The 26,842-nt window shown below is 45.7% G+C and carries 21 protein-coding genes and 1 riboswitch; of the genes, 12 read left to right on the plus strand and 9 right to left on the minus strand.

The window, feature by feature from the left end; all coding sequences use genetic code 11:
* The first annotated feature begins 11 nt into the window (after window positions 1-11).
* The 3 genes from MHN02_RS05295 to MHN02_RS05305 all read left to right on the plus strand — a co-directional run bounded on the left by MHN02_RS05295 (window position 12) and on the right by MHN02_RS05305 (window position 3,276).
* Window positions 12-1,007: an ABC transporter permease gene (locus tag MHN02_RS05295; protein WP_039224486.1), complete on the plus strand. Its 996-nt coding sequence runs from the start codon at window positions 12-14 to the stop codon at window positions 1,005-1,007.
* A gap of 16 nt (window positions 1,008-1,023) precedes the next feature.
* Complete coding sequence (locus MHN02_RS05300; protein ID WP_014975666.1) at window positions 1,024-1,926, plus strand: ABC transporter ATP-binding protein; 903 nt, start codon at window positions 1,024-1,026, stop codon at window positions 1,924-1,926.
* Between the two features lie 129 nt (window positions 1,927-2,055).
* Entirely contained in the window at window positions 2,056-3,276 is a 1,221-nt protein-coding gene (locus tag MHN02_RS05305) for an alginate export family protein (RefSeq protein WP_014948246.1), read from the plus strand.
* A 58-nt stretch (window positions 3,277-3,334) separates the two neighbouring features.
* On the opposite strand, the gene MHN02_RS05310 is transcribed toward MHN02_RS05305, so the two are convergent.
* The 5 genes from MHN02_RS05310 to ccoG form a co-directional block, all read right to left on the minus strand.
* Window positions 3,335-3,925, minus strand: coding sequence for an HD domain-containing protein (locus MHN02_RS05310; RefSeq protein ID WP_014948247.1), 591 nt, complete (start codon window positions 3,923-3,925; stop codon window positions 3,335-3,337).
* Between the two features lie 85 nt (window positions 3,926-4,010).
* Window positions 4,011-4,643: a thiol:disulfide interchange protein DsbA/DsbL gene (locus MHN02_RS05315; RefSeq protein ID WP_014948248.1), complete on the minus strand. Its 633-nt coding sequence runs from the start codon at window positions 4,641-4,643 to the stop codon at window positions 4,011-4,013.
* Window positions 4,644-4,951: 308 nt separating this feature from the next.
* Complete coding sequence (locus MHN02_RS05320) at window positions 4,952-6,874, minus strand: TonB-dependent receptor (RefSeq protein ID WP_239244932.1); 1,923 nt, start codon at window positions 6,872-6,874, stop codon at window positions 4,952-4,954.
* An 89-nt stretch (window positions 6,875-6,963) separates the two neighbouring features.
* Window positions 6,964-7,198, minus strand: a riboswitch (cobalamin riboswitch).
* A gap of 338 nt (window positions 7,199-7,536) precedes the next feature.
* Window positions 7,537-8,520, minus strand: a complete 984-nt coding sequence (locus MHN02_RS05325) for a serine/threonine protein kinase (protein ID WP_239244934.1) — start codon at window positions 8,518-8,520, stop codon at window positions 7,537-7,539.
* Complete coding sequence (ccoG, locus tag MHN02_RS05330; RefSeq protein ID WP_014975671.1) at window positions 8,517-9,947, minus strand: cytochrome c oxidase accessory protein CcoG; 1,431 nt, start codon at window positions 9,945-9,947, stop codon at window positions 8,517-8,519. Before ccoG ends, MHN02_RS05325 begins: the two co-directional genes overlap by 4 nt.
* 480 nt (window positions 9,948-10,427) lie before the next feature.
* On the opposite strand from ccoG, the gene MHN02_RS05335 reads away from it, so the two are divergent.
* Both MHN02_RS05335 and MHN02_RS05340 read left to right on the plus strand, forming a co-directional pair.
* Complete coding sequence (locus tag MHN02_RS05335) at window positions 10,428-10,799, plus strand: hypothetical protein (RefSeq protein WP_239244937.1); 372 nt, start codon at window positions 10,428-10,430, stop codon at window positions 10,797-10,799.
* Between the two features lie 123 nt (window positions 10,800-10,922).
* A complete protein-coding gene (locus MHN02_RS05340; RefSeq protein ID WP_014978309.1) occupies window positions 10,923-11,468 on the plus strand; it encodes a DUF3016 domain-containing protein in 546 nt (181 codons plus the stop codon).
* Between the two features lie 94 nt (window positions 11,469-11,562).
* On the opposite strand, the gene MHN02_RS05345 is transcribed toward MHN02_RS05340, so the two are convergent.
* Window positions 11,563-13,323 (minus strand): acyl-CoA dehydrogenase family protein, encoded by a 1,761-nt coding sequence (locus MHN02_RS05345; protein WP_039224500.1) that lies wholly within the window; start codon window positions 13,321-13,323, stop codon window positions 11,563-11,565.
* Window positions 13,324-13,661: 338 nt separating this feature from the next.
* Between MHN02_RS05345 and MHN02_RS05350 the strand changes: the two genes are divergently transcribed.
* The gene (locus tag MHN02_RS05350) at window positions 13,662-14,453 is read left to right on the plus strand and encodes an SDR family oxidoreductase (protein WP_171337520.1); all 792 of its coding nucleotides are present in this window, start codon (window positions 13,662-13,664) and stop codon (window positions 14,451-14,453) included.
* Between the two features lie 72 nt (window positions 14,454-14,525).
* Window positions 14,526-15,401, plus strand: a complete 876-nt coding sequence (locus MHN02_RS05355) for an amidohydrolase family protein (protein ID WP_239244940.1) — start codon at window positions 14,526-14,528, stop codon at window positions 15,399-15,401.
* 70 nt (window positions 15,402-15,471) lie between these two features.
* On the opposite strand, the gene MHN02_RS05360 is transcribed toward MHN02_RS05355, so the two are convergent.
* From MHN02_RS05360 to MHN02_RS05370, 3 genes are all read right to left on the minus strand, one after another.
* Window positions 15,472-16,656, minus strand: a complete 1,185-nt coding sequence (locus MHN02_RS05360) for a mandelate racemase/muconate lactonizing enzyme family protein (protein WP_014975676.1) — start codon at window positions 16,654-16,656, stop codon at window positions 15,472-15,474.
* Window positions 16,657-16,711: 55 nt separating this feature from the next.
* Window positions 16,712-17,479, minus strand: coding sequence for a class II aldolase/adducin family protein (locus tag MHN02_RS05365; protein WP_014948258.1), 768 nt, complete (start codon window positions 17,477-17,479; stop codon window positions 16,712-16,714).
* 65 nt (window positions 17,480-17,544) lie between these two features.
* Window positions 17,545-18,090, minus strand: a complete 546-nt coding sequence (locus MHN02_RS05370; protein WP_014975678.1) for an NUDIX domain-containing protein — start codon at window positions 18,088-18,090, stop codon at window positions 17,545-17,547.
* 498 nt (window positions 18,091-18,588) lie between these two features.
* On the opposite strand from MHN02_RS05370, the gene MHN02_RS05375 reads away from it, so the two are divergent.
* The 5 genes from MHN02_RS05375 to MHN02_RS05395 all read left to right on the plus strand — a co-directional run bounded on the left by MHN02_RS05375 (window position 18,589) and on the right by MHN02_RS05395 (window position 26,693).
* Complete coding sequence (locus MHN02_RS05375) at window positions 18,589-19,638, plus strand: efflux RND transporter periplasmic adaptor subunit (protein ID WP_014975679.1); 1,050 nt, start codon at window positions 18,589-18,591, stop codon at window positions 19,636-19,638.
* 14 nt (window positions 19,639-19,652) lie between these two features.
* Entirely contained in the window at window positions 19,653-22,760 is a 3,108-nt protein-coding gene (locus MHN02_RS05380; RefSeq protein WP_014978315.1) for an efflux RND transporter permease subunit, read from the plus strand.
* Between the two features lie 531 nt (window positions 22,761-23,291).
* Window positions 23,292-23,696, plus strand: coding sequence for a phosphate ABC transporter substrate-binding protein (locus MHN02_RS05385; protein WP_039224509.1), 405 nt, complete (start codon window positions 23,292-23,294; stop codon window positions 23,694-23,696).
* A 34-nt stretch (window positions 23,697-23,730) separates the two neighbouring features.
* A complete protein-coding gene (locus tag MHN02_RS05390) occupies window positions 23,731-24,930 on the plus strand; it encodes a hypothetical protein (protein WP_014948263.1) in 1,200 nt (399 codons plus the stop codon).
* 143 nt (window positions 24,931-25,073) lie between these two features.
* Window positions 25,074-26,693 (plus strand): methyl-accepting chemotaxis protein, encoded by a 1,620-nt coding sequence (locus tag MHN02_RS05395; RefSeq protein ID WP_239244943.1) that lies wholly within the window; start codon window positions 25,074-25,076, stop codon window positions 26,691-26,693.
* Window positions 26,694-26,842 lie beyond the last annotated feature (149 nt).

Raw genomic sequence — 26,842 nt, forward strand, 5'->3', positions numbered from 1 at the left:
AGGAGCAAGCAATGAGCAAGATGACAACCATTCTTCGCCTTCCATCGTCGCCGTCAAACGCCAACTCTTTGTTGAGCCGTTTATATCAATCCACGCCTGCGTTGCTGCTGCCTGTTATTGGCTTGCTGATGTTTTTGGCCATTTGGAATGGTGTAGCAAAAAGTATCGACACGTCGCTGGGGCAGTTTCCAGGGCCCGCACAAGTTTTTGAGCAAGCCGGTGCGTTAATTGACGAGCATATTGCACAGCGCGAAAAAGCAGACGCTTTCTATCAACGTCAAGAAGCAAGAAATGCAGCGCGTGTAGCGCAGGACCCTACTTATCAGCCAAAAATTAGAGAATTCACCGGTGCGCCAACGTTTTTTGATCAGATATGGACAAGCCTTTACACCGTCATGGTTGGATTCTTAATTGCATCAGTCGTGGCGGTTCCCGTGGGTATACTATGTGGTCTAAGTAAATCTGCTTACACCGCAATAAATCCACTTATCCAGTTGTTTAAGCCTGTGTCTCCATTGGCATGGCTGCCGCTGGTGACTATGGTGGTAAGTGCCCTTTATGTCAGCGATGAGCCGGCCTTTTCTAAATCATTCGTGACCTCTGCTTTTACGGTTTCGCTTTGTTGTTTATGGCCAACCCTTATTAACACCGCAGTAGGCGTATCAAATATTGATAAGGACCTAATCAACGTAAGTAAGGTATTGCGCCTTACGCCGTTTGCTCATCTCACCAAAATAGTACTTCCATCTTCTATCCCCATGATTTTTACAGGACTTAGATTGTCGCTTGGTATTGGCTGGATGGTACTGATTGCGGCAGAAATGCTTGCCCAAAACCCGGGCCTAGGAAAGTTTGTGTGGGATGAATTCCAAAACGGAAGTTCAGAGTCGCTAGCGAGAATCATGGTCGCAGTGCTCACCATTGGCGCTATTGGCTTTGTGCTAGACCGCCTAATGTTATCGATTCAGCGCGCTGTAAGCTGGGACAAGTCGAGCGTACTACGCTAATTTTGAGGAGAATTTTATGCACACTAAACACTTAGAGTTAGAGCAGGTGGGTATCGACTTCCCCACACCGAAGGGGCCATTTACTGCGCTTCAAGATGTAAATCTTAAAATCAGCAAAGGTGAATTTGTGTCGTTAATTGGCCATTCGGGCTGCGGTAAATCAACGGTGCTGAATATCGTCGCAGGTTTGCACCAAGCTACTACCGGCGGCGTAATTTTAGATGGCGCAGAAGTGAAGCAGCCTGGACCTGAACGCGCAGTAGTCTTTCAAAACCATTCTTTATTACCTTGGCTTACGGTATACAAGAATGTTGAGCTGGCCGTAAAATCGACCATGCGAGGCAAGAGTAAAAACGAGATGCGTGACTGGATCATGCACAACCTAGAGCTTGTGCACATGACCCACGCCCTTGATAAATTACCCAGTGAAATATCAGGTGGTATGAAACAGCGAGTGGGCATTGCACGAGCGTTGGCAATGGAGCCAAAAGTGCTGCTAATGGATGAACCGTTCGGTGCGCTAGACGCCCTAACTCGCGCTCACCTTCAAGACTCGCTAATGGAAATTCATGCTGATTTGGGTAACACGGTTATTATGATTACTCACGATGTGGATGAAGCGGTATTGCTATCAGACCGCATTGTTATGATGAATAACGGCCCGGCAGCCACCATTGGCGAAATTCTGGATATTGAGTTGCCGCGTCCGCGAGATAGATTAGCACTTGCAGATAACAAGCAGTACAACCACTACAGACATGAAGTCTTAACTTTCCTTTACGACAAACAAAAGAAGGTTGAAACCGTTTCGTCACGCGCCAACCAAGCGCCTACAACTAACAAACATTCACAACAGCTAGCAAAACCCAGCGGGGTGTCATCTGAAAAAAAAGACGCTAAGAAGTCAGATGCCGCCTAGCTTTATCGGCACCTGACTAGGGCGGAAGCCTTTTCCGCCAACTAACCAAAACCATCACTTTTAACCAGCATTCTACTGCTGGCTGGGTAAGTGTTGACTAATAAAAATCGATACCGATAGGGAATACACATGAACACGTTAAAAAACTTTGGCATTAAGATGCTAACAGCATCTGTTTTGACAGTATTGGGTGGAAGCGTAATGGCCGCTGACATTCACAGCGCATTAAGCGATTCAAAGGCATGGGCGGATCTGAATTTACGCTACGAAGCTGTTGATCAAGACAATGCGTTAGAAGACGCAAGTGCACTGACTTTGCGTACGCGTCTAGGGTTTAGTTCGGGTAGCGTTAATGGTTTCTCATTTACCGCTGAGGTTGAAGACAGTCGTATTGTACTTGGGCAAGATGAGTTTACTGTGGGGCCTACTGGCTTTAACGTAGGTGAGTATTCGGTCATTGCCGACCCTGAAACTACCGAAGTTGATCAAGCTTTTATTCAGTATAAGGCGGATAACTTTACCGCCAGAGTAGGGCGACAAGTAATTACGTTGGATGACCATCGATTTGTTGGCCACGTTGGCTGGCGACAAGACCGCCAGACCTTTGATGCCGTAAGCGCTAAATATGCGGCAACAGACAATCTAGAACTATTCTATAGCTATCTTTACAAACGCAACCGCATTTTTGCTGAGGCGGCAGATTTAGATTCTAAAGATCATATTCTTCATGCTACTTATACATCTAAAATTGGCAAGTTTGTGGCCTACGCTTACCTTTTAGAAGTGGACAACGACACGGATAACGCGTTGGACACGTATGGCGTGAGCTACGATGGAAAGATGAAAGGTGAGAGCGTGAGTTGGGCTTACGGTGGTGAGTTTGCCACGCAATCAAGCGAAGCTGGCGCGGGCGAAACGGCCACCGACTTTGACGCCTCTTATTTAAATGCGTATGTCGCAGCCACGTTTTCTGGCGTGACGGCTAAGGTCGATTACGAAATACTAGGTTCTGACGATGGGTTGTACGGGTTTGCAACGCCGCTAGCTACGCTGCACAAATTCAACGGTTGGACTGATCAGTTCTTGGGCACGCCAGCACAGGGCTTAAAAGATCTTAAGTTATCTCTATCAGGTGGGCTAGCCGGTGGTAAATGGCTTTTGGCTTACCACGATTTCAGCGCTGACGACAGCAGTAACGGTGCTGACGACTTAGGCAGCGAAATTAATGTACAGTATACGAAGAAGTTTGCAGGTAAGTACAATTTTGGCATTAAGTACGGTACTTACGATGCGGGAGATATAAAGGTGGATACCAATCGCTTCTGGATGTGGATTGGTACACGCTTCTAATTGCAATACACTATTACAACGTTATGTTGTAATTAATACTACAGGTCTGGCTGAGTCGTTACTGACTTAGCCAGCCTTTTTCAACGGCCACATCAAGCTGCTGCATAACGTAGTCCCATAAAGCCGGTGCGCAAGATTTAAGGTGAGCATTACGCTTCTCAATTTTCTCCCTTGCAATACCGTGACGCTTCCAGCTTCCTCCGTTGTCTTTCATATTTTGAAATACGGGAAGTACGCGGTCCATTGATTTTGCAAATTCTGCATCGGCGGTTTCCGCTGCTTCAAACTCAAGCCATAAATCGAGCATTTCACTACTAAGTGGACTCGGCAATAAACCAAAAATGCGCTTAGCGGCAGCTACTTCTTTCTCGGCTTGTGCGTCGTGATCTGTTTGATGATTGAAAGCAAACATGTCGCCAGCATCAATTTCCACAATATCGTGAATAAGGATCATGCGAATAACGCGGGTCACATCTATGGGTTTAGCCGCATATTCGCTTAGCATATTTGCCATTAATGCAACATGCCAGCTGTGCTCTGCGGAGTTTTCCTGTCGATAGTTATCACAGGGAAGGGTGATCTGGCGCTTAACTGCTTTTAGCTGGTCAAGTTCACAGATAAAGTCAGCAAAGTCACTTACTGCATACATTGGGATGCTCCAAGGCGTAAAAATGGGCGCCTGAGCGCCCATTTAATTATTCAAGGTCTAATGAGTGTATTGGTTATTAACCAAATTATTTTTGCTCAGATAGCCACACGATTAGGTCAGCGATGTCGTCGAAGGTCATGTCAGCAGTGAAAGTAGGCTGATATTTACCGTTGATAATAAAGCTTGGCACACCAGTTAGGTGCTCACGATACTCGTCAATTTGCTGTTGATTCTTGCGCACCATGCTATTTACGCCGAAGCTTTTGGCCATTTTGTCAAACTCTTCACCGTCTACACCGTTCACAACGAAGATATTGCGAAGGTCTTTCAAGCCAGTGATAGATGCACGTTGCTTGTGGATATAGTTAAAAATAGCGCCGTTCATCGCGTCTTCTTGCTTCATAGCGCGCGCAATAAGCATGGCTTTAGTTGCATCATCTTGAACTTCAGGTCCAGTAAAACGCATAAAGTTTACGTGCACCTTATTGAATTTCGTGCCGTCGCTTTTCTTTTCTTTAATTTGCGCAACGATTGGTTCGAACTGGAAGCAGTGAGGGCACCAAAATGAGAAGTACTCAGTAATAACAGGCTTATCTGTGGCTTCTTTATCAAGCACAGTATAGTGGGTACCTTCTTTCCATTTAGACGCTGGCTCTTGAGCGCATGCTGTTAGTGGCAAAAGCATTGCCATGACAAACATTACTGCAAACTTTTTCATGGAATATAATCCTATGTTCAAAAAACTATTATCGATACCGAGATTATCACAGGCTTGTTCGCTTAACTAGGACCTGTTCTACTTCAATGCCTTACTACGCGACAAGCTCACTAAAAAACGCGATTCAAGGTTTAGGTAAATGCAGTATTTTATATACGCATGATGAACAGAGTCTGAATCATCAGGCCCTAACAGAAACTCAAAGAAAAAGGGCTATAACCATGTATAGCCCTTTATTGTTTGTTGATTTCACGTTGAGTTTTGCCTTTAAGCAACGCTCAACAGAAGGTTCATTAACGTTACATCACTTACATGCTGTAGTTAACTGAAAGTAGAGCGCGACGCTCTTGGCCTGCATAACCTACAATGTCTTCATAATCAGTATCAAATACATTGTCGACCTTCAACGAGACCTGCCACTGCTTATCTATTTGATAGCCTAAATTAACGGTTGCAAGCGTATAGGCTGACAGCGCCAGAGTCTGAGACGGTTCAGGGAAAGGAGGGAAGAAGGTGTCGTAATGACTCCCTGTGTAAGCTAGCTTGGTGTAGAAGCTGAACTTCTCCGTTCCAAAGTCAGTGTTGTAGGTTAATGAGCCTTGGTGACGGGCACGACGCAGTTCAGTGGTTGTTATACCATTATCGGTTTGTTCCGCATCTAGATAACTATACGCTGCGGTAAAATCACCATAGCCACTGTCCCAGTTAAGTTCTAGATCAATACCTTCTCGCGAGCTTTCACCGTCGATATTATCGGCACTATATGCCCCCAAATCTGACACAAATACGAAGCCATTGATTTCATCTTCAAGGTCGGTAGTGTATGCGCTGATTTGTGCAGACAGTGATTTCCAGTTTGCCTTAACGCCTATTTCCCATTCTTCACTGGTTTCAGGTTCTAAGTTTGGGTTGCCGATGAAGCTTGCAGGGAAGTAGCCAAAGCGCTCGGTGAAGGTGGGTGTTTTAACAGCTTTACCATAGCTGGTAAAAACAGCGTAGTAATCGTTAAGTTGCCATGTGAGGCCGCCGCGATAACTTACGGCATTGTCGAACTCACTGTTGTTGTCGAATCGTGCGCTTAGTGTTGCGGTTAGCGACTCGGTTAGCTGGCCATTTGTCTCGGCAAATACGCTAGAAGTATTGTCGTGCTGCTTCTGGTTCGGATCGCCAAATGCAATTGGGCCGCGCTGGGTAAAAAGGCGCTGTAGGTATTCAACACCGCCAGCAAAATCCCAGTTATCCATGGTATAGAAACCTGTCCAGTTTAACTCTATGCGCTCACCAGTGGTACCGCCAGTGTCTGCACCTGACTCGGTGTTATCGTTATCGTCTTTGCGATAATGCGCACTTAGCGCTGAGCGATAACCTGTATTTTCCGGAGCAAATTCCCATCTCAATTTCGCGCTAATTTGTGAACCATCCGTCACGTTATCTGAGTCAGCAGGAAGGCCTGTCGTCACAAAATCAGTGCCGTCGTAATCGTTCTCGTACTGAACCGTGCGAAGGTTAGCTATTAACGTATGCTCCGACGTTGCGGCATAATTAATATTAATGCCAGCGGTCATGTTGTCGTAGCCATCATCTTCGTTACCAACACGAGATACGTTGTCACCGTCGGTACGTATGTAGCTGGCGTATGCAGAAATACCTACGTTATCGCTTTGCGAGCGCGCGTTCATGCTGCCCTGCAACGTACCTTGTGTGCCAACGCCAGCAGAGAAGTCTACGTGTGACGCATTATCGGCAAACTGGCCTGATTTCGTAGTAATGCTCAATACACCACCGATAGCGCCGCTGCCCCATCTTGCGCTCTGCGGGCCTCGAAGAAGTTCTATGCGCACCACGTTTGCGCTAGTTAAGTGAGCAAGGTCAACCAGGCTTCCTTGGCCTACGTCGTTGGCAACAACGCCGTCAATTAAAACAAGTAGATGGTTGGTTTCACCGCCGCGCACGCGCAGCTCTGTTAAGCCACCAGGACTGCCTGACTGAGACAAGCTAACGCCAGGTAGGCCGCGAATTAGATCGGTAAGTTGAAGTGCGCCCGAAGCTTTAATGTCGCTTTCAGTTAGCACCGATACTGAACCAGGAAGTTTGGTTAACGAAATAGGCAAACGCGTGCCTGTTACTGTTAAGGTTTCAATATCTTGGTCAGAAGTTTGAGCAAAGGCAGGTGTGCTTAAGCACGAAATAACTGCAGCGCTAAGGGCTGCTTTAGTAAAATGTGTACGCATGGTTTTTATGTTGTCTTTGATGCGCTCCACCCGAGCACATGATTAGGGAAAGTGCGCGTTTTTGCTTAATTATGGATGTGAGCAAGCAAACGACACCATGAAGTACAGGCCGGTATCCGGGCTTACTCACCATTACTACAAATGTAATAGCTCTTTTGCCTTCCCATCTAATGGCGTTTAATACGTAACGCATAAAAGACAGTGGCGTATGAAAAGAAAACGACAACGCGTTGAGTTTACCGTTGCGGGGGCAGCATCAGTTTTTCACTGATTTCCCGTTTAACCCTTGTCGCCGTAGTTAATACCAATCCGCATAGATCATTGCCCACTCAGAAGGCGCTGGCAAGCTTCATAGCAAAGCGTGGGAATGCAGGAATGGCTGTTCCCTTTCAAATTCCCAGAATGCAGCTAGGAAGCTTGCCAGACCTTCCCGAAGGGCGAGTTTAAAATGCGAACATTTTAACTCTCGCTGAGTGGGTAATTATCTATGCGGACTGGTATAATACGGAGCTAGACAAGAGCACCTACACACTGTCGATTATATCTAAGTTAAAAAGTGATAGCGAATACGGTTTCTTATACCTTACGCTTTTTCGTAACCGCCATAAGATTATCGGTAACGGTCATCGAAAAAGCGTTTTTTCAGCAGTAAAGGGGCTGGCTCAATATCCTAATTTCAATGGAGGCTCTTGAAGGGCCGATAGCTGTTCTTTCAGAGCAAGTATTTGGCCTTCCCAGTATTTGTCTTCAGCAAACCAAGGAAATGCCCGCGGAAAAGCAGGGTCTTCCCAGCGTCGTGAAAGCCATGCCATGTAATGCACCATTCGCATAGCGCGGAGGGGCTCAATAAGTGGCAATTGTGCAGTGTCAAACGGGTGAAACTCCTCGTATGCTTCAACCAAAGTATCGAGCTGCAATAGTTGTTGTTGGCGGTCGCCGCTTAGCATCATCCACAAATCTTGGATAGCAGGGCCCATGCGGCAATCATCTAAATCAACGAAGGTAGGGCCATCGCGCCACAGTATATTGCCTGGGTGGCAGTCACCGTGAAGCCGAATACTTGATGTTGGCTTATACGCTTTTTTCGTGGCATCAATAACGGGGTTAAGTATGGCAAAAAATGCAGTCTTTAGATGCTCTGGCAGCAGTGTGCTTTGCGTAAGCACCTGCTTCGGTTCATCGAGGTAACTTTCAATATCAATCGAGGGACGATGTGCAAACCCTTTAGCATGAGCCACGCGGTGAATACGGCCAATGAAACGTCCCATCCATTCGAGTTGATCAAGGTTGTCATTTTCGAATTGTCTACCGCCCACCGAAGGAAATAACGCAAATCGATAGTCAGTTTCCGCCACGGTGTGATGATGCAGCGTGCTGCCATTGAGAGAAATGGGCGCAGCCAATGGAATTTCGTTTTCGGTTAACTCTGCAGCAAACGCGTGTTCTTCAAGAATTTGAGCGTCGGTCCATCGACCTGGGCGATAGAATTTTGCTACATAGCGCTGACCGTCTTCAGCCAAAAACTGATAGACGCGGTTTTCATAACTATTTAGTGCTAGCAAACCGCTTTGAAGAAAAATGCCCTGACTTTCCAGGGCATCTAATATGGTGTCTGGGCTAAGCCCAGAGAATGAAAAATCTGTCATCGATAAAGGAACTTGGTTGGCTCATCAACAGTAACCGTTTCCCCATCAATAGTGGTGGTTACACTGATAAAAATATCGGTAACCGTATCTTCCAGATTATAGGCGTCAGTTGCAACTGAAATTGGCGTGCTATACACCGCACCGCCTTCAACTGTTACAGTTTGCTCACCAATGTACTTGTAGTCAGGCAAACCTTTTACAGCAATAGAGTAGGTTTGGGTTTGTTGAGTTTTGTTAAGTACTTTTATTGTATAAACGTTCTCAATTAGCCCTTCGTTCGTTTCGCGGTATAGCGAGTTTCTGTCGCGGATAATGTCAACTTCGGTGGGGCTGCGCATCCAAATATTGGCAAACAGCAAGCCTATCATCACCACTAAAACTACAAAGTAACCAATTAACTTTGGACGTAAAATATGAGTCTTACCGCCAGCTAGTTCTTCTTCAGAGGTAAAGCTTATCAGGCCTTTAGGATAACCCATTTTATCCATAACACCGTTACAGGCATCAACACAGGCGCCGCAGTTGATGCATTCGTATTGTAAGCCATTTCGAATGTCGATACCGGTTGGGCATACCTGAACACACAGGTTGCAGTCTATACAGTCGCCTAACCCTTTTTCTTTTACTTGCTCGTGACTAAGTTTGCGTGGTCGCGGGCCGCGTTGCTCTCCACGCTTTGCATCGTACGATACAGTAAACGTGTCTTTGTCGAACATGGCAGACTGAAAACGCGCGTACGGGCAAATGTGCGTGCACATGATTTCGCGCATGTAGCCAGCGTTTCCGTACGTACATACGGCAAAGAAAATAACCGATAAACCTGCCCAGAAGCTGGTGTTAAATGTTACAAAATCGATAAACAGTTCATCAATTGGCGTAAAGTAGCCAACGAAGGTTAAAGCCGTTAACAGTGCTACCAATACCCAAGCGGTGTGCTTAGCTGTTTTACGCAAAAATTTATCTGCATCCATCTTGCGTGCATCTAGCGCTATACGCTTGTTGCGCGGGCCTTCGAATTTCTCTTCGAACCACGTATAAATGTATACCCACGTTGTTTGAGGACACATAAATCCACACCACACTCGACCAGCGAAAGTGGTGACGAAGAACAGCGCAAAGGCGGAAACAATAAAAATGTAGGCCAACAAAGTGAGATCTTGAGGCCATAAGGTTAGTGAGAATATAGTAAATCGCTGCTCACCAATATCGAGTAGCACGGCTTGATGCCCGTTGTACTGAATCCATGGAATGATGGCAAAGAGGCCCAAAAAGAAAAGGCCAAACATGCGTCTAAACGTCTCCAGAGGGCCTTGTACAGCCCGCACATAAATACGGCTACGAGAGTCGTGGCGTTTACCCTCAGGTCCACCTTTGGGTTTATGTACTTTTACCGGTGTAACGGTCTTTACCGGTATTTGTTCATTCATAGCTTAACCTTATGTGACGTAACGAACTGCCTGTGCAGTATAACTGCGTTCAAAACGTCATATTTAATGTAGATCAATAATGCGGCGTATGGTGTATCTTTTTAAAGTTTCAGTCAATACTGAAACTTCAGAACGTAAGTCGTTTTTTGTTTTGATTTCCTCAGTCTATGTAACTTTGTAAATAGTTAAATACAGCTAAGTGAATAATGAGGATTAATCTAACGGCCAAATGCCATTTGATGCCCAACATCGACGATTAGGCTTTACCTACTATACATGAGTATAGTTTGCTGTATTTACAGGTAAACCGATATGACCCTATTATCGTCGATAATAATGTGGTCAATTACCGTTTGAATCGTGTACAGTGAGCATTGTGAAAATGTAAATTGGCAAAGTGTAGTTGAGCACATAGTGAGAAAGGTGCTAAAAAATTGGCACTATTTGTAGTAAACGTCTGTCAAAGTTAGCTGAGAAGTCATGTTAAGGTTCTTTATCATCGCTGCTGAAATTATTGTTTTGGTAATTGTGCTGCGGTCTCCTTTTGTTCAGTATCTCTTTGAAGATATCCAGAACTCGCTTTCTGAATGGCTAATTTCAATTGCCACCTTACCGGAGCGAGAGGAACTGCGTAGTTTACAAGATAAAATTAATATCCAGCTGAGTCCCTTAAAGCCTTACCAGCAAACATATGTTCAGCAAATCACCGCTGATAGCGCCAGCGTTAAACGTTTTTATCACACCTATTGTGAAAAGGACGATATAAACCCCAACTTTACGGGAACTAAACGCGTTCAACTATGCCTAATCATTAAACAGTCGTCAGTTATGCAAGTAGCAAAGCGAGACTAGCCAATTTTAACAAGGTTGGTTAAATATTAAGCTGATATAAAAGCCGACAATTGCTGCATGCTAAGCTTTCTCTAAATGTCTTGCTAACTCATAGTTTAAACGACTGAATTTAGGAGCATAAAAGTGAATAAATTACGTACTTTTTCTTATTTAGGTTGTGCCACTGCGGTTGGACTTCTTGCTGTTTTCGCTCCCACCCAGGCGGCAGAAGTAAAGATTACTTGGGAAGAACCTGAAACATATAGCGATGTTAAGCCAACTAATGAGTCACGCAAACGGTTTCGCGAACGAACATTAGAAGATCTGGAACAGCACATTGTTGAGTTAGCTAGTGATTTACCTGAATCTCAAGTGCTGTCTATGACCGTGACTAATGTGGACTTAGCGGGGCAAGTATGGCCTAGTCAGTTCGTCGGGTTTGGCACAGGTGGTGGGAGTGACGTTCGTATCATTAAGCGCATCGATATTCCAAGAATGGCGTTTAGTTATTCTTTGACCAATGCCGAAGGACAAGTCATTTTAAGCGGCGAAGATGTAAAACTCAAAGACATGGACTTTATGGAATCGACAATCCGCCGCAATAGGACCGAGTCGTTAACCTACGAAAAAGCCATGTTGAATGATTGGTTTGCAGACACGTTTTCGACACAGGTAGCGGCAAACAACTAGTACCGCGCGATAACTAATAAACTAAAAAAGGTCACTATATGTGACCTTTTTTAGTTTTTAAGCCCATATGTTATGGGCGTAAAGCATGCGCTAATTACAGATAATCAAACTCATTACCTGATATTGCAAGGGTGCTTTCAGGGCCAGCTTTATAAGCGGCTTTGTGCGCATCGCGACGTACTAAGATACGTTCCATATAGAAGTCACGTGTCTTCATCTTAGACGCTGCAAGTACCGCATTGCCTGATGCCTGCGCTTTGTCGGCCATGCTGTACCATAGTACACCAATCAAGGAATAGGCACTGTATGCCAAGTAATCACAAGCAGCAGCTGCAGCGGTGGTGGCATCCATACCTAAGCAATCGGCTGAAGATGCACGCCAGTCATCAAGAATTCCTTGAGCCAGACCCTTCGCCTCACTGTCTTGAATGTCGCTGACCAAAGCGTTAAACGCATTATAGGTCGCTTCCATCATTTGACCGCCATCTCGGGTAAGCTTACGACCAATGAGGTCTAGCGCCTGAATACCGTTGGTGCCTTCATATAACATAGCAATGCGCACGTCGCGCATAAGTTGTTCCATACCCCATTCACGAATAAAGCCGTGACCACCAAATACTTGTACACCTAGGCTGGTGGTCTCAAGGCCCATATCCGTCATAAAAGCTTTGCAGATTGGAGTTAAAAACTGAAGTATCTTGTCGGCATCTTCTTTTTCTTGACCTTCACCAAGCTTCTCAACGTCCATAAACTTGGCATAGAAAAGTGAAAGTGCACGGCAGCCTTCAATCAGTGATTTCTGCGTAAGTAACATACGCGCTACGTCAGGTTGAAAGACGATCGGGTCTGCTTTGCCTTCTGGATTTTGAATTCCCTGAGGTGCGCGAGACTGAACGCGTTCGCGGGCATAGGTCAGCGCGCCTTGGTAAGAGGCTTCTGCCGCCCCTAAACCTTGTAGCCCTACTTGGAAGCGTGCATCGTTCATCATGGTGAACATACATGCTAGGCCTTGGTTTTCTTCACCTACAAGGTACCCCGTTGCACCGTCAAAATTCATCACGCAAGTCGGGCTCGCTTTGATCCCCATTTTGTGTTCGATGCTTCCTACTGACAAGCTGTTCGCCTCGCCAGGCTCATTGCTGGCATCTGGAAGGAACTTAGGCACTAAGAATAAGCTGATGCCTTTAACGCCTTTGGGAGCATCAGGCAGACGAGCTAGAACAAGGTGAATAACGTTCGAACTCCAGTCGTGATCGCCTGCGGTAATAAAAATCTTATTTCCGGTGACTTTATAGCTGCCGTCGCCTTGTGGCTCTGCTTTGGTACTAAGCAAGCTCAAATCTGTTCCTGCATGAGGTTCGGTCAGGTTCATGGTACCTGTCCACTCACCGCTGATTAGCTTAGCAAGGTAGATATCTTTTAATTCTTTACTGGCGTGTTTAGTAACCGCAAGTGTTGCGCTTTCAGTAAGCATGGTGGTTAAACGCCAGCTTAAGTTCGCCGCGTTTAGCATTTCGTGAACAGGCACAGCCATGGTGTACGGCAAGTCTTGCCCGTCGTACTCGGCAGTACCTAGCATTGCATTCCAGCCGTTAGCAACATATTCCTGATAGGCATCAGCGAAGCCTTTAGGCGTGGTAATGCTGCCGTCTTTTAGCGTACAGCCTTCTTCATCGCCTTCACGGTTAAGAGGGGCAACCACATCCAAAGCAAACTTTGCACCCTGTGCAATAATTTCGTTGGCAAGTTCGCTATCAAAGTCGCTGATACCGAGCTTTTCGTAGTGAGCATCAAGTCCAAGCCAGTCTTTTAACAAGAACTGAAAATCAGTCGTAGGGGCGTGGTACAGAGGCATGGATGACTCCTTTTTCAAACAAGTGTTTTAATTTTGTCTATTATAGTCACAAAAAGCGTAGTCCGAATAGTCCGTTAAAGGAAAGTTAATAATAAATTTGGATGATGTGGGTAATGATCTATGCGGACTGATATGAGAGAAACACATAGGTTTACCAAGACTTAAATGTGCAGTAAAGGTCACACAGGCTCTGATGATGATGACTGACGCATTGATGTTAATATAGAAAAGTGAACTCAAGTGGTAAGCTCGCTTGCAATTCAAATTCTCACTGGCATGCTTAGCCTACATTGAAATAACCCGTTCACATACGCACAAGCAACACGGTACATAAAAACATGAATTCAGAAAGCGCGAAGAAAAACCTTGAACATAGCAATGATGATGCGCAGAGCCCGGTTTGCATTGTAACGGGGGGAAGCTTGGGTATCGGTTTTGCAGTCTGCAAGCTGTTTAGTCAAAACGGATATCAAGTCATTAATTTAGATATCAGAGACTTTGAGCAAGCGCTACCTAATGCTATCTGGAAGCCGTGTGATGTAAGTGTTGTGCGTAATATTGAAGCCGCGGTGAATGAGGTTATTAGTTCTTATCAACGCATAGACGCATTGGTGTGTAATGCCGGTATACATGTTTCAGCAACCATTGAAGACACTGATGAAGCGCTGCTTGATAAGGTACTAAACTTGAACGTAAAAGGGGCGTATGGCGCGATTAAGTCTTGCTTGCCAACCATGAAAGAGCAGGGCAGCGGCGCGATTGTGGTGATGGGCTCAGATCAGTCCTTTATTGGAAAGCGCAATTCGTTCGCCTACGGGGTCAGCAAAGGTGCATTGGCGTCTATGGCGAAAACCACCGCGCTTGACTACGCACCCTATAATATCCGCGTTAACGCGGTCTGCCCGGGTACTATCGAAACACCTCTATTTCATAACGCTATTGATAATTACGTGGCACGCTCTGGGGCAGATAAAAATGAAGTGGTAGCAGAAGAAGCCGCTGCACAACCTATTGGACGTTTGGGCCAGCCCGAAGACGTAGCTGAATTGACTTATTTCCTATGCAGCAACAAAGCGTCGTTCATCACGGGTAGCTTGTATGCGGTGGATGGGGGCTACACAGCACAATAGAAAGAGCTGAACAGAAAAGCAACGCGAAATGCCCTATCAGCAATAGCATAAACCAAGGTTTTATAAACAAAGATGAGCAAGCCTTCAATCACTTGGATAGACCCTCATATTCACTTCTTTGCCTTAAACGAAGGGCACTATGGTTGGCTGAAACCAGCCAATGCCCCCTTTTGGCCAGATAAAAAAGCGATTGCAAAACATACTACAGAGCACATGCTCTATTGCGCGTCGTTAGGGCAGTTAGGCGGTTTTGTTCACATTGAAGCGGGTTACGATAACGAAAGACCCTGGCGTGAAATTGCGTTCTTGGAGCGTCATTGTACGCTGCCATTCCGTTCAGTTGGGTGTATCGATTTAACAGGAAATAATGTCGGCAGTCATATCGATAAGCTAAAGCGGTACCACTCAATACGTGGGCTTCGTCACATATTAGATGACGATGCTAAAGTACTTTTACGCACCCCTAAAGTTAAATGGGGGCTTCATCATATGGCGTCGCAAGGCTTGTCTTTTGAAGCGCAGTTAAATCTTACAGATAGCAATGCTGTGCATGCGCTGCTAACGGTACTAGAACAAACACCCTCGCTAAAAGTGGCTATAAACCATGCCGCAATAGCGCCGATTGATGTAAATAGCTTTGCGTTTAAAACATGGCGGCAGAATATTCGCGACTTGAATGAAGCTGAGCAAGTTGTGTTTAAGTTCTCGGGGTTAGAAATGCAAGATCGCCGTTGGCAGTGGCCGCGTGCGTCTTATGTTTTTGAAACCTTGCTGGACACCGTTGGCACAGATCACATGATGTTTGCCAGCAACTTCCCGCTATGTCAGTGGCGAATGCCGTATGCCGCGCTTTGGCATGGGTTCATTGATATGACAACGCCGCTTTCTGTAACTCAAAAAGCGGCGCTGCTGCACGAAAATGCGAAGCGATGGTACGACATCGCATAAAGCTAGCTTACTTAAGCTGCTGAACTAGCCTAGGGTTTATTGCCTTCAATAAACCCGTTGGATTTCAGCTTTATTTAAGCGCAGTTACCGTCATGTGCGGCGAGCGATAAACCACCTCATCGTTTAGATCGATACCAATTCCCGGTGTGTCAGGCGCTTCAATGAAGCCGTTTACTGGCTGAGGATCTTGAATGCAAAGTTCACGGTTCCAGTCTTTAATAGCGTAGGTATGGTGCTCGTGAATTAAGAAGTTTGGAATGGCCGTTTCTAGATGCAGGCTTGCCGCTGTCGCTACAGGGCCTCCGCAAACGTGAGCCTGAATACGTACATCGTAAATGTCGGCATAGTCACACACCTTTTTCGCTTCGGTGAAACCACCACAAAGGCCAACGTCAGGCTGAAGTACATCAATAGATTGGTCTTCAAGGTAAGGGCGTACATCCCAGCGGTGGTACAAGCGCTCACCGCCGGCAATGGGCACGTTCACGTTCTTTGCTACTTTGTCGTGAAGCTTCGAGTTAAGGTAATTCACTGGCTCTTCGTAGTATAGGCAGCCAATTTCTTCAACGATGTCACCCAGCTGGATAGCCGTTGATGCACCTAATAAGCTGTGACATTCAAAGATGATGTCGCCATCTTCGCCCATTGTGTCTCTAATCGCCTGAAGACGGGCTTTGAAAAGTTTAAGCTCGGGCTTAGTGAATAGTTTGGTTCTGTCGAAATGGGTGTTGCCGTCTTTATCGTAAACGATGGGGTCAACTTTAACCGCATCGTAACCATCTTTAAGTGCTTTTTCAGTGGCGCGAGCATAGTCAGCGGGGTCGTTAAGCTTGGTCACTTCTTTGTCCCAATCAAACTGTAGCTGGCTGGCGTAGCTACGGAGCTTGCCATTAGTTTTGCCACCCAGTAATTCGTAAACCGGCAAGCCAAGCGCTTTGCCTTTAATGTCCCAAAGTGCAGTATCAATAGCGCTCATCGCAGCATAAATAACCGGGCCGCCGCCTAATCCCCAAAAGCCTTCGCGCAGCATTCTCGACCACAGCAGTTCAGTGTGAAAAGGATTAAAGCCAATCAGCATGGCTTCGGCAATTTCTTTAATCATGTGTGCAGCGGCGCTGTGACCCCAATCATAAGCCAGTCCTGCTTCGCCCACACCGGTAATACCTTCGTCGGTGTACACGCGAACGAAAACCGGGTTCCACTGAGGGCGCTTAGGGCATTCGATATCAAAAATTTCTACTTTGGTGACTTTCATAATGTATAAACAATTCCTGTTTGAAATAAGTTGGCGTTTAGCTGGCTAAGCTAAATTATTCGCAGAAGCCCGGGTCTAGTTTGTAAGCTTTGCGAAGCATGGCAGGCCATGCTTTTTGGCCGCCTGTTTCGCCGCTGTGAACCACATTAGCCTGTGCGTATATGCCATCAATAATGCTTTGCGGTATCTCGATAACCTCTTCATTAGACTGCATCAGGGCAAGCTGAATTTCGCACGCACGCTGCAAATCATAAAAGCGCATAAAGGCGTCACCAACGGTGGGGCCAAGGGTTAGACCGCCGTGATTAGGCAAAAGCATGTGATTAGTGTCGCCAAGATCGTCCTGCAAACGTTTCTTTTCACTATCATCAACGGCTAAACCTTCGTAGCTGTGATAAGAAAGTGATGGTAGCGAAAACATTGAATACTGGCTCCAGGGCTTAAGCCCGCCTTTAACAGATGCGACTGAGATTGTGGCTAGTGTATGCAGGTGAATAACGCATTGGGCATCGTGGCGCACTTCGTGGATAGCACTGTGAATGGTGAAGCCAGCGGGGTTGATGCCGTAAGGTGTATCGTCAAGGATGTTACCCTCTAAATCGACCTTAACCAGGTTAGAGGCGGTAACCTCGTCAAACGTCAGGCCAAAGGCGTTAACCAAGTAATGATCAGTGCCCGGTACCTTAGCTGAGATATGCGTGTAAATAAGGTCGCCCCATCGCATATCTGCCACTAACCGATAGCATGCTGCTAAATCGACACGAGTTTGCCATTCTTGTTCAGATACTTTGCCTTTAAGGCTTAAGGTTGGCAGTGAAAACAAGCCACTTCTCCTATTCTTTTCATGGTGACAATTTACCAATACCCGCAACAATGAACAATGCTTTGTCAGTGCTGCGTTATATCGAATTGGGTATAGCCATCGCGCAAGGGAATAAGATCGTCAGCGAAACGCATTGCGTCGTGGTCAAGGGTAAAGGGGTCGGCTTTTACGAGTTTTTTTATCTCTAATTTGGCCCAAGGAGGCGCATCGAAGGCGTCTGGAAGGGTCTCAATACCAGCATCTAAATCACAACCAAATATAGCCAATCCATTAGGTGTGGTGGATAAATATTGGGTAACTTCAACATTGAACCCAGTTTCTTCCCACGTTTCTCTGTGTGCAGTACAGGCGACCGACTCATGTTCAAGCAACCCTCCACCAGGAAAATCCAATTTACCTGAAAGACGGTGTTCTACTAACAGTACCTTGTTATTTGTTTTGACTAGGCACGCGGCAGCAATCAAAGGGGCTGGACTGTTTTCTCCGACTTGGTTTTGTTGAGATAAAAGCCTATCGGAAACGCGACAAACCGGCGCGTTGGGTGAAGACTGTGAACATGCGAAAAGCGTTAAAACAGCGAATATAGCTGATAAGCGAAATAAGATGACCATCGATTTGGGTAAAATACTCTAGAAGCTGTTTGTGATTGTTTTAAAAATAATCAATATTAAATGACAGACTCTACGCAAAAATAAAAATAACACAACTAATACCAGTCCGCGTAGATCATTACCCACTCAGCGAGATTTAAAATGTTCGGAATCGCGGCGTGTTACCGCAGGTGTAGTGGCTCTACATCAAGGTGACACAACAAAGAGTACGGACATTTTAAACTCGCCCTTCGGGAAGGTCTGGCATGCTTCCTAGCTTCATTCTGGGAATTTGAAAGGGAACACCATTCCTGCCTTCCCACGCTTCGCTAGGAAACTTGCCAGCGCCTTCTGAGAGGGCAATGATCTATGCGGATTGGTATAAAAATAATAACGCGGTACACAATCTTAACGTATAGCGGCGCTTGCGAAGAATCGTAAGCCGATTTTGTGTACTTGAGTATCCTAAACGTTTTGAAAAATACGTGATGGGATACTTTTTTACCTATAGGAAAGGTTATGTCTTCACGATTATCTTTATCGCCTTTGTTGCTTGGCGTAGTACTACTTGCAGGTGTTGTAGTGTATTTGAATATGCCCGAAGAAGAGAGCGCGAGTAATAGTAGCGTGCGGGCGACGCCGGTAAAAACAGCCTTAGTATCATCACAGGCATTCCCCATTACTATTGAGTCATTAGGTACTGCTACCGCCAATGAGTCGGTGAATATTACCGCACAAGTCACCGATACCGTAAAAACAATTAATTTTGAAGACGGCGATAAAGCCACCGAAGGCGAGTTACTGGTTCAGCTAAACAATACGGAAGAACGCGCCAGGGTAGAGGAACTTAAGGCGAATATTGATGAGGCCAAACGCCAGTTCACGCGAATTTCTGACTTGCGTCAGTCAAACGCTACCTCTGAACAACTTCTTGACGAGCAGCAAGCACGGGTTAAAGCCTTACAAGCTCAGCTAGATATTGCGCTAGCTCAGCTAAATGACTTGCAGATACGCGCGCCATTTAGTGGACTACTAGGTAATCGCGAAATCAGTATCGGCTCTTTGGTGCAACCTGGTGACACTATCACTACTTTAGATGACATCAGTCTAATTAAGGTCGATTTCAGTATCGCTGAAAACCATCTTGCAAGCGTGGCTAAAGGGCAGGCATTAAGTGCATCCTCGGTGGCTTACCCCGGAGAAGAGTTTACAGGGAAAATCTCTAACATTGACACACGACTCGACCCGATTAGCCGCTCTATTCGGGTACGTGCGACGATAGACAACCAAGATAATCGTCTACGCCCAGGTATGCTGCTTACCGTAATTGTTGAAAAGCGCGTGCTGAATACTTTGGTATTGCCGGAAAAGGCGCTGGTTCCCGTTCAAGACAAGCAGTATGTGTATGTCGTTAAAGATAACGTTGCACATCAAACCGAAGTGGTAATTGGTGAGCGTCGTCCCGGGCTGGTACAAATTGTTAGTGGGTTAAACGAAGGCGATGAGGTCATTACCGAAGGCACGCTTCGGGTACGCGACCAATCTCCGGTTAATGTGTTAAACCGCTAAGGGAGCATATCGTCATGTTATTGTCAGACGTCTCTGTAAAGCGCCCTGTTTTCGCAACGGTTATTAATTTACTGCTGATCATTTTCGGTATTGTCGCTTTTACCATGTTGAGTTTGCGTGAATACCCTGATATCGACCCACCGATTGTCTCGGTGAGTACGACCTATACAGGGGCATCGGCTAATATTGTTGAGACTCGGATCACCCAGCTATTGGAAGATAGAATATCGGGTATAGAGGGGATAAAAAACGTTACCTCGACCTCTCGTAATGGTCGTTCAGACATTACCATTGAATTTAAGCTCTCTCGTGATATTGATGCTGCCGCGAATGACGTGCGCGAGCGAGTAAGTCGCGCACTCAATAACTTGCCTGATCAAGCTGATCCTCCTGAGGTGTCTAAAGCAAATTCCGATGAAAGTGCCGTGGTATGGTACAACTTGCGAAGCACAAACCTAAATACCATGGAGCTAACTGACTACGCAGAGCGCGTATTAGTGGATAGGCTTTCAATTGTCGATGGTGTCGCCCGAGTTCAAATTGGGGGAGGCAGGCGCTATGCCATGAAAGTGTTCTTAGACCGCAATGCAATGGCGGCAAGAGGTATTACGGTAAACGATGTAGAGCAAGTCATTCGCGCCGAGAATGTGGAATTGCCGGCGGGGGAAGTGGAAAGTACTGACCGTAACTTTGAAGTACGGGTTGCGCGAACCTTTCTTACACCTGACGACTTTGCCGCGCTGACGGTTGCGATAGGCGACAACGGCTATCTTGTGCGGCTTGGCGAAATAGCCCATGTTGAGTTAACAGCCGAAGATGACGAAACCGAGTTTCGTGGTGATGGCGTCAATATGATTGGACTCGGAATTATTAAACAGTCCAAAGCCAACACCTTAGACGTTGCCCGTGCAGCGAAAGCGCAAATTGAAAGAATTGAAGCCACCCTTCCTGATAATATTTTTATTGTACCCAGCTATGATTCGTCGGTATTTATTGAGGCGTCGATCGATGAAGTATATGAGACTTTAGGTATAGCGATGCTCATGGTGGTGATCGTTATTTACCTTTTCCTAGGTAATATTCGCGCCACGTTGATTCCGGCAGTTACCGTACCCGTTTCTATTATTGCCGCTTTTATCGTGATGTATGCACTGGGGTTTTCGATCAACCTTCTTACCCTGCTTGCTATGGTGCTAGCCATCGGTTTGGTGGTGGATGACGCCATAGTTGTGCTTGAGAACATCTACCGACGCATAGAAATGGGCGAACCACCTATTTTGGCCGCCTACCGCGGCGCTAAAGAAGTTGGGTTTGCGGTTATTGCAACAACGCTGGTGCTTATTTCTGTGTTTGTACCGTTGGTTTTCCTTGAGGGCAACATTGGAAGGCTATTTACGGAGTTCGCATTGGCCATAGCTGCTGCGGTAGCGTTTTCAAGCTTTACCGCACTTACGTTGTCGCCCATGATGGCGTCGAAAATCCTTAAAAAAAGAACCCGATCGTCTGGCTTTGGAAGTTGGATGGACAAGCAGTTCTCTAAACTAGAGAACGGCTACTTCAATACGCTAGGTAAAACGTTGCATCAGCCTATTTTGATGCTGCTTATGCTTGCTATTGCTATCGTTGCATTGGTACAGCTTTCTGAAAAAGTGCCTAGCGAGTTCGTTCCCAAAGAAGACAGAGGCAATTTCTTCATTTTGATGAACGCGCAGGAAGGGGCTAGTTTCGAAAGTAACGCAAAGAATCTCGAAAAGATTGAAAGTATCTTAATGCCTTACCGCGAGAGTGGGAAAATCAATCGCCTTTTGGTTAGAACACCTGGTTTCGGCGGTAATGCGGGTATCGCAATTGTGGGGTCTGCAGACTGGGATGAGCGAGATTTCAGTACATTTTCGCTCATGGATGAAATCAGCGCCAAACTTAACAGCGTGCCTGACGTTCGTGCTTTTGCCATCATGCGCAGCGGGATTTCTGGAGGAGGCCTCGGCCGTCCTGTTCAGTTCGTCTTACAAGGCGATACCTACGAAAATCTGGTTGAATGGCGAGACATTGTTCTACAAAAGGCAGCGCAGAACCCAAGGCTCATTCGACTAGACTCCGATTATAAAGAAACCTCACCACAGCTATTGGTGAATATTAACCGCGACAGGGCCGCTGATCTTGGGGTATCAATTAGTGATATTGGCGGCACACTGGAAGTGATGCTGGGTCAGCGCAGGGTGTCAACATTCCTTGATAGGGGCGAAGAATACGATGTCATCATGGAAGGTATAGAGGAAGATTTTCGAAGCCCTAACAGCATAGAAAATTTGTACGTGCGTTCATCCCGTACTGGCGAGCTCATTCCTATGGACAATTTACTCACGTTTGAAGAGCAAGCCACGTCAGCACAGTTAAATCGCTACAACAGAATGCGTGCTGTCACTATTTCTGCCAACTTGGCGGACGGTTATACGCTAGGGCAGGCACTTGAATATTTAGAAAACATTGTAAGTACAGAACTGCCTGACAATGTATCAATAGATTACAAAGGCGAGTCACAGCTGTATCAGGAAGCGGGTAATTCATTTGTATATGTATTTATGCTGGCACTCGCTGTCACTTACTTAATATTGGCTGCGCAATTTGAAAGCTGGGTGCACCCGTTAGTCATCATGCTGACCGTGCCGTTGGCGCTTGTTGGAGCCTATATCGGGCTATTCTTTAGCGATATGACGATCAATATATACAGTCAAATCGGTTTGGTTATGCTAATTGGACTTGCCGCAAAAAACGGTATTCTTATTGTCGAGTTTGCAAACCAACTACGGGATGCCGGTATGGAGTTTGAATATGCGCTTAAACGCGCAGCCGCGCAGCGCCTACGTCCTATCGTAATGACCGGCTTCACTACGGTATTTAGCTCCTTACCACTTGTACTCGCGTCTGGACCAGGAGCAGAAAGCAGAATGGTTATTGGTATGGTCATTTTCTCTGGTGTTCTCGTTTCTGCCTTCATGACACTTTATGTTGTTCCCACCGCTTATAGTTGGCTGGCAAGAAACACCGGTTCTCCACTTCAACGAACAATGGAGATAGAGAAGCTGGAGCAGTCGATCCCTTATAAAAAAGGCGAATCGTAACCATTAGCGGGGTACAAGCCCCGCTTATCCTTTATTTTCTTCAATACATTCTCAACAAGGGCTGATTCAAAAATATACAGGAAGGGGCTGTAAGGATTATCTTTTTCGTATGTTTTTATATACGTAAATATCAGCGCTTATCACTAAGTGTTTTGTGGTGAACTCCCTTAACCTACTGAATAAGATAAAATAATTTGCTTTTTATTGTTCTCATCATTAATTCTTATTTGTAGCCATAATGCATAAAGGTATGTATTAGACATTTGTATAGTTGCTTAACTTACAACTTCATCTACACTTCGCGCCAAAATCAAACGCTTGTATAAGTCATTAATTTTTAAACGCTAAAATTTTCACGCTCAAATTGGCGAATATGGCAATTGTGACCAATACTTACCCCGTTGTATGAGTATGAGCACACACGCACATGTTTGTCTCAAGCCGTTTAAAAGCTCCACTTTCCGTGCAAACGGGTTAGCAAGAAAGTTAAAAGCGAAGAGCAAGCATTCAACAGACTCTAGAGGACATATCATGAAGAAATGGATACTTGCAGCAGGATTGTGCTGTAACGTAGCTTTTGCCGATGTAGCAGTTATTGTTCATCCAAGTAACGCTGACACCCTTGATAAAGATAGTATTAGCCGTTTATTTCTAAATAAAGCAAAGGCGTTTCCAAGCGGTACGCAAGCCGAGCCAGTTGCGTTAGCTGAAGGCCAATCTGCCACTGATGAATTTAACGGCAAGGTATTAAACAAAACCGCAGCACAATTAACTGCGTTTTGGTCAAAACTAGTATTTACCGGTAAAGGTCAACCGCCAAAAGCTCTGGGTAGCGATGCAGAAGTTGTATCTGCAGTAGCAGGAAACCCTGGCGCAATTGGTTACGTCGACGCTGGCGCTGTTAATGACAGCGTACGAGTAGTCGCTACCTTTTAACTGACCGTTTATACAAAGAATTTAAGGAACACGCATGAAAACCAAACTTGCTATCTTATCTATGGCTGGCCTGTTAGCTACTCCGGCACTGGCTGATATTCAAATCAACGGCTTTGCAAACCTTATTGGTGGTATGACACTAGACGATGACGAGTCAGTGTACGATTACGACAGCGACTTTAACTTCGACCCTGCAAGTGTATTTGGCCTTCAGGTTCGTGGTGATGTTAGCGATAAGCTCTCTGCGACCGCCCAGCTGGTTGGCCGTGGTAGTGAAGATTACGACGCCGATTTTGAATGGGCGTACATGACCTATATGTTGAACAACAACTTCAACATCAGTGCAGGCCGTCTGCGCATGCCTTTATTTAAGTACTCTGCGTCATTAGATATCGGTTACTCGTATCACTGGCTAACACCACCAGATGCTGTATATGGCATTGACTTCAACAACATTGACGGTGTTCGTGTTGACTACATGAACTACTCAGGTGACTGGGAATATGGTGCGCAGTTTACCGTTGGTCGTGTTGAGGCTGATACCACCATTTCAGGAACGCCTGCTGCGTTAGAGTTGGAAAACGTGGTCGCTGTTTCATTTGAAGCAACACGTGATTGGTTCAGTGCGCGTACTTTGCTAGCACGTGGTAAAACAAGTGCTGCGAATGCTGACTTTGACACATTTGTTGGTGGTTTAAATCAATATGGTGCCTTTATTCCTGCGGCGTCTTTAGCCGCTGAAGGCCTGAGTGTTAACGAAGATACAGGTACCTTCTTTGAAGTGGCTGTTGATATCGATAAGTACGATTGGTTTGTGGGTGCAGAATTTACCCAAACAGAAGTTGATGGCTCTGTTATTGCCGATAATAAAGCATGGTACGTTACGGCGGGTATGCGCTTTGGCAAGTTTACACCACATATTACTTACGAAGTTGAAGAAGCGGATAATGGTACTCAGCTAGGTTTAATTGCTGCATTGCCTGCTACGATTGCGACAGGTGATGCCGTGGTTGATGCTACGTGGAACGGCGCAAATGGCTCGCCGGGTATTTACCAAACTGCGGCAGGTATTGCTGCTCAACAGGAGCTAGATGTATCTGCAGTTACTGTTGGTCTTCGCTACGATGTTGAGCCAGGTTTTGCACTTAAAACTGACGTAACTTGGTATTCAGATGATCTAAACGATCTAAATGATGCAACACTGCTCAAAGTAGGCGTAAACTATACGTTCTAACTACTCGTTATGGCCTTGCATTTTGGTGCGAGGCCATAATTTCATTAAAGATTTTAGCTATTGGGTAGATAAATTAGATATGATGTTTTTTCAGGTAAAACTGAAACGTAGTTAAGCAATTATAAAAAACAGTGGGATAGCTGATGAACTTTCTAAAAAAAATGCCAATTGCGACAAAGATTTTCCTCATTCCTGGGATCGCAGCGCTAAGTTTTATTATTTACTTGCTTATCACTGTCTATACCGCACTCAATAATGGTGCAACGCTAGAAAAAGTTCAGAAAGTTCAATTTCCTGCCCTTCAACTATCAGCATCGACCTTAGTTGATATGCAAAAGGTTCGCGATACCCTTGCGAGCGCAGTGACCACTGGTGATCAAGACACCCTTACTATGGCGCAAGAGCTCGCCGAAGAAGCAAAAAGCGGCTTAAACCAAATTGCTTCTATTAGCCCTGAGTTTCGTAGTGAAATTTCCCGCATTTCCTCAGGCTTTGATAATTATTTCGATGTTGCCTACGACGTATCACAGTCTATGGTCAACGGCACTGCCGACTTCAGTCGTTTAGGCGAACTCTCAGCCCAAATGAATCAGTCATACGATGGTGCCATCGCTGCGATGTCTCAATTTCGTGATGCTCAACAGGCGGCATTTGAAGAAGCATTTAAAAATACAGACAGTGCCAATACCTCGTTAATTAGCACAGGCGTCATTTTAGCCGTGGTTGTGACTATATTGCTGTTTGGAACAGCGGTACCTATTGTTCGCGGCATTAAGCAAAGTATTGATGACGTTGTTCGTTCCCTTAAAGATATTGCTCAAGAAAACGGTGACCTAACGGTTCGCATAGAAACCAAAAGCGAAGATGAAATTGGCGAGTTGGTGTATTGGTTCAACCAATTCATGGACAAACTGCAAGGCGTAGTGCGTGATGTGGTAGAAGCGAGTTTACCGCTATCAAACCTAGCGCAGAACTTACGCGGTGTAACGGAAGAAACCCAGCGCACCATTGATGTACAGCAAAAGTCTGCAACCAATGCTAAGCGTGCGGTAGATACGATGAGTGGCTCTGTTGACGGTGTTGCACATAGCGCAGCGCAGGCGGCCAGTGACGCTAACGAAGCGACAACAGCGGCGAGTGAAGGTCGTCAAATCGTACAGCAAACCGTTACCAGTATTCAGCAGCTTGCTGAGAACGTACGCGAAACTGCTGACGTTATAGCTCGTTTAGAGTCTGATTCTAATAAAGTTGGCTCGGTGCTGGATGTGATCAAAGGTATTGCAGAGCAAACCAACCTGTTAGCACTAAATGCCGCCATTGAAGCCGCAAGAGCGGGTGAACAGGGTAGAGGCTTTGCGGTAGTCGCAGATGAAGTGAGAACGCTAGCATCGCGCACACAGCAGTCTACGGAAGAAATTCAAAGCACCATTGAACAGCTTCAAAGTGCCGCACACTCGGCAGTAGAGGTAATGTCACGTGGTACCGAACAAGCAACTAGCAGCGTTGAAACAGCCAACAAAGCGGGAAGCAGTCTAGAAACTATTACCAGTACTATTGGGCGCATCAACCAAATGAACGAGCAAATCGCGCACAACACGGAAGATCAACGCACAGTCGCGGTTGACATAGTTCGTCACGTTGATGAGATTCATGAGCGTACCGAGCAAACAGCGAGCCGTTCAGGTGAACTAGGCAGCATGTGTAATGAGCTTGCCGACCTAGCGCAGCACCTTGAGTCAATTGCGAAGCAATTTAGAGTATAACACCTTATCAAATGCTATTTAGGGCCTCCGCAAGGAGGCTTTTTTGTAGGTGCTAATTACATTTCAAAAGTCATTGTTACTAGCGCTAGTAAAGCGGAATTAGCATAAAACGAAGGCATAAAAAAATCCCCAGCCAAGGCTGGGGATTT

This window comes from Alteromonas sp. CNT1-28 (genome assembly GCF_022348345.1).
Taxonomy (GTDB): Bacteria; Pseudomonadota; Gammaproteobacteria; order Enterobacterales; family Alteromonadaceae; genus Alteromonas; species Alteromonas macleodii.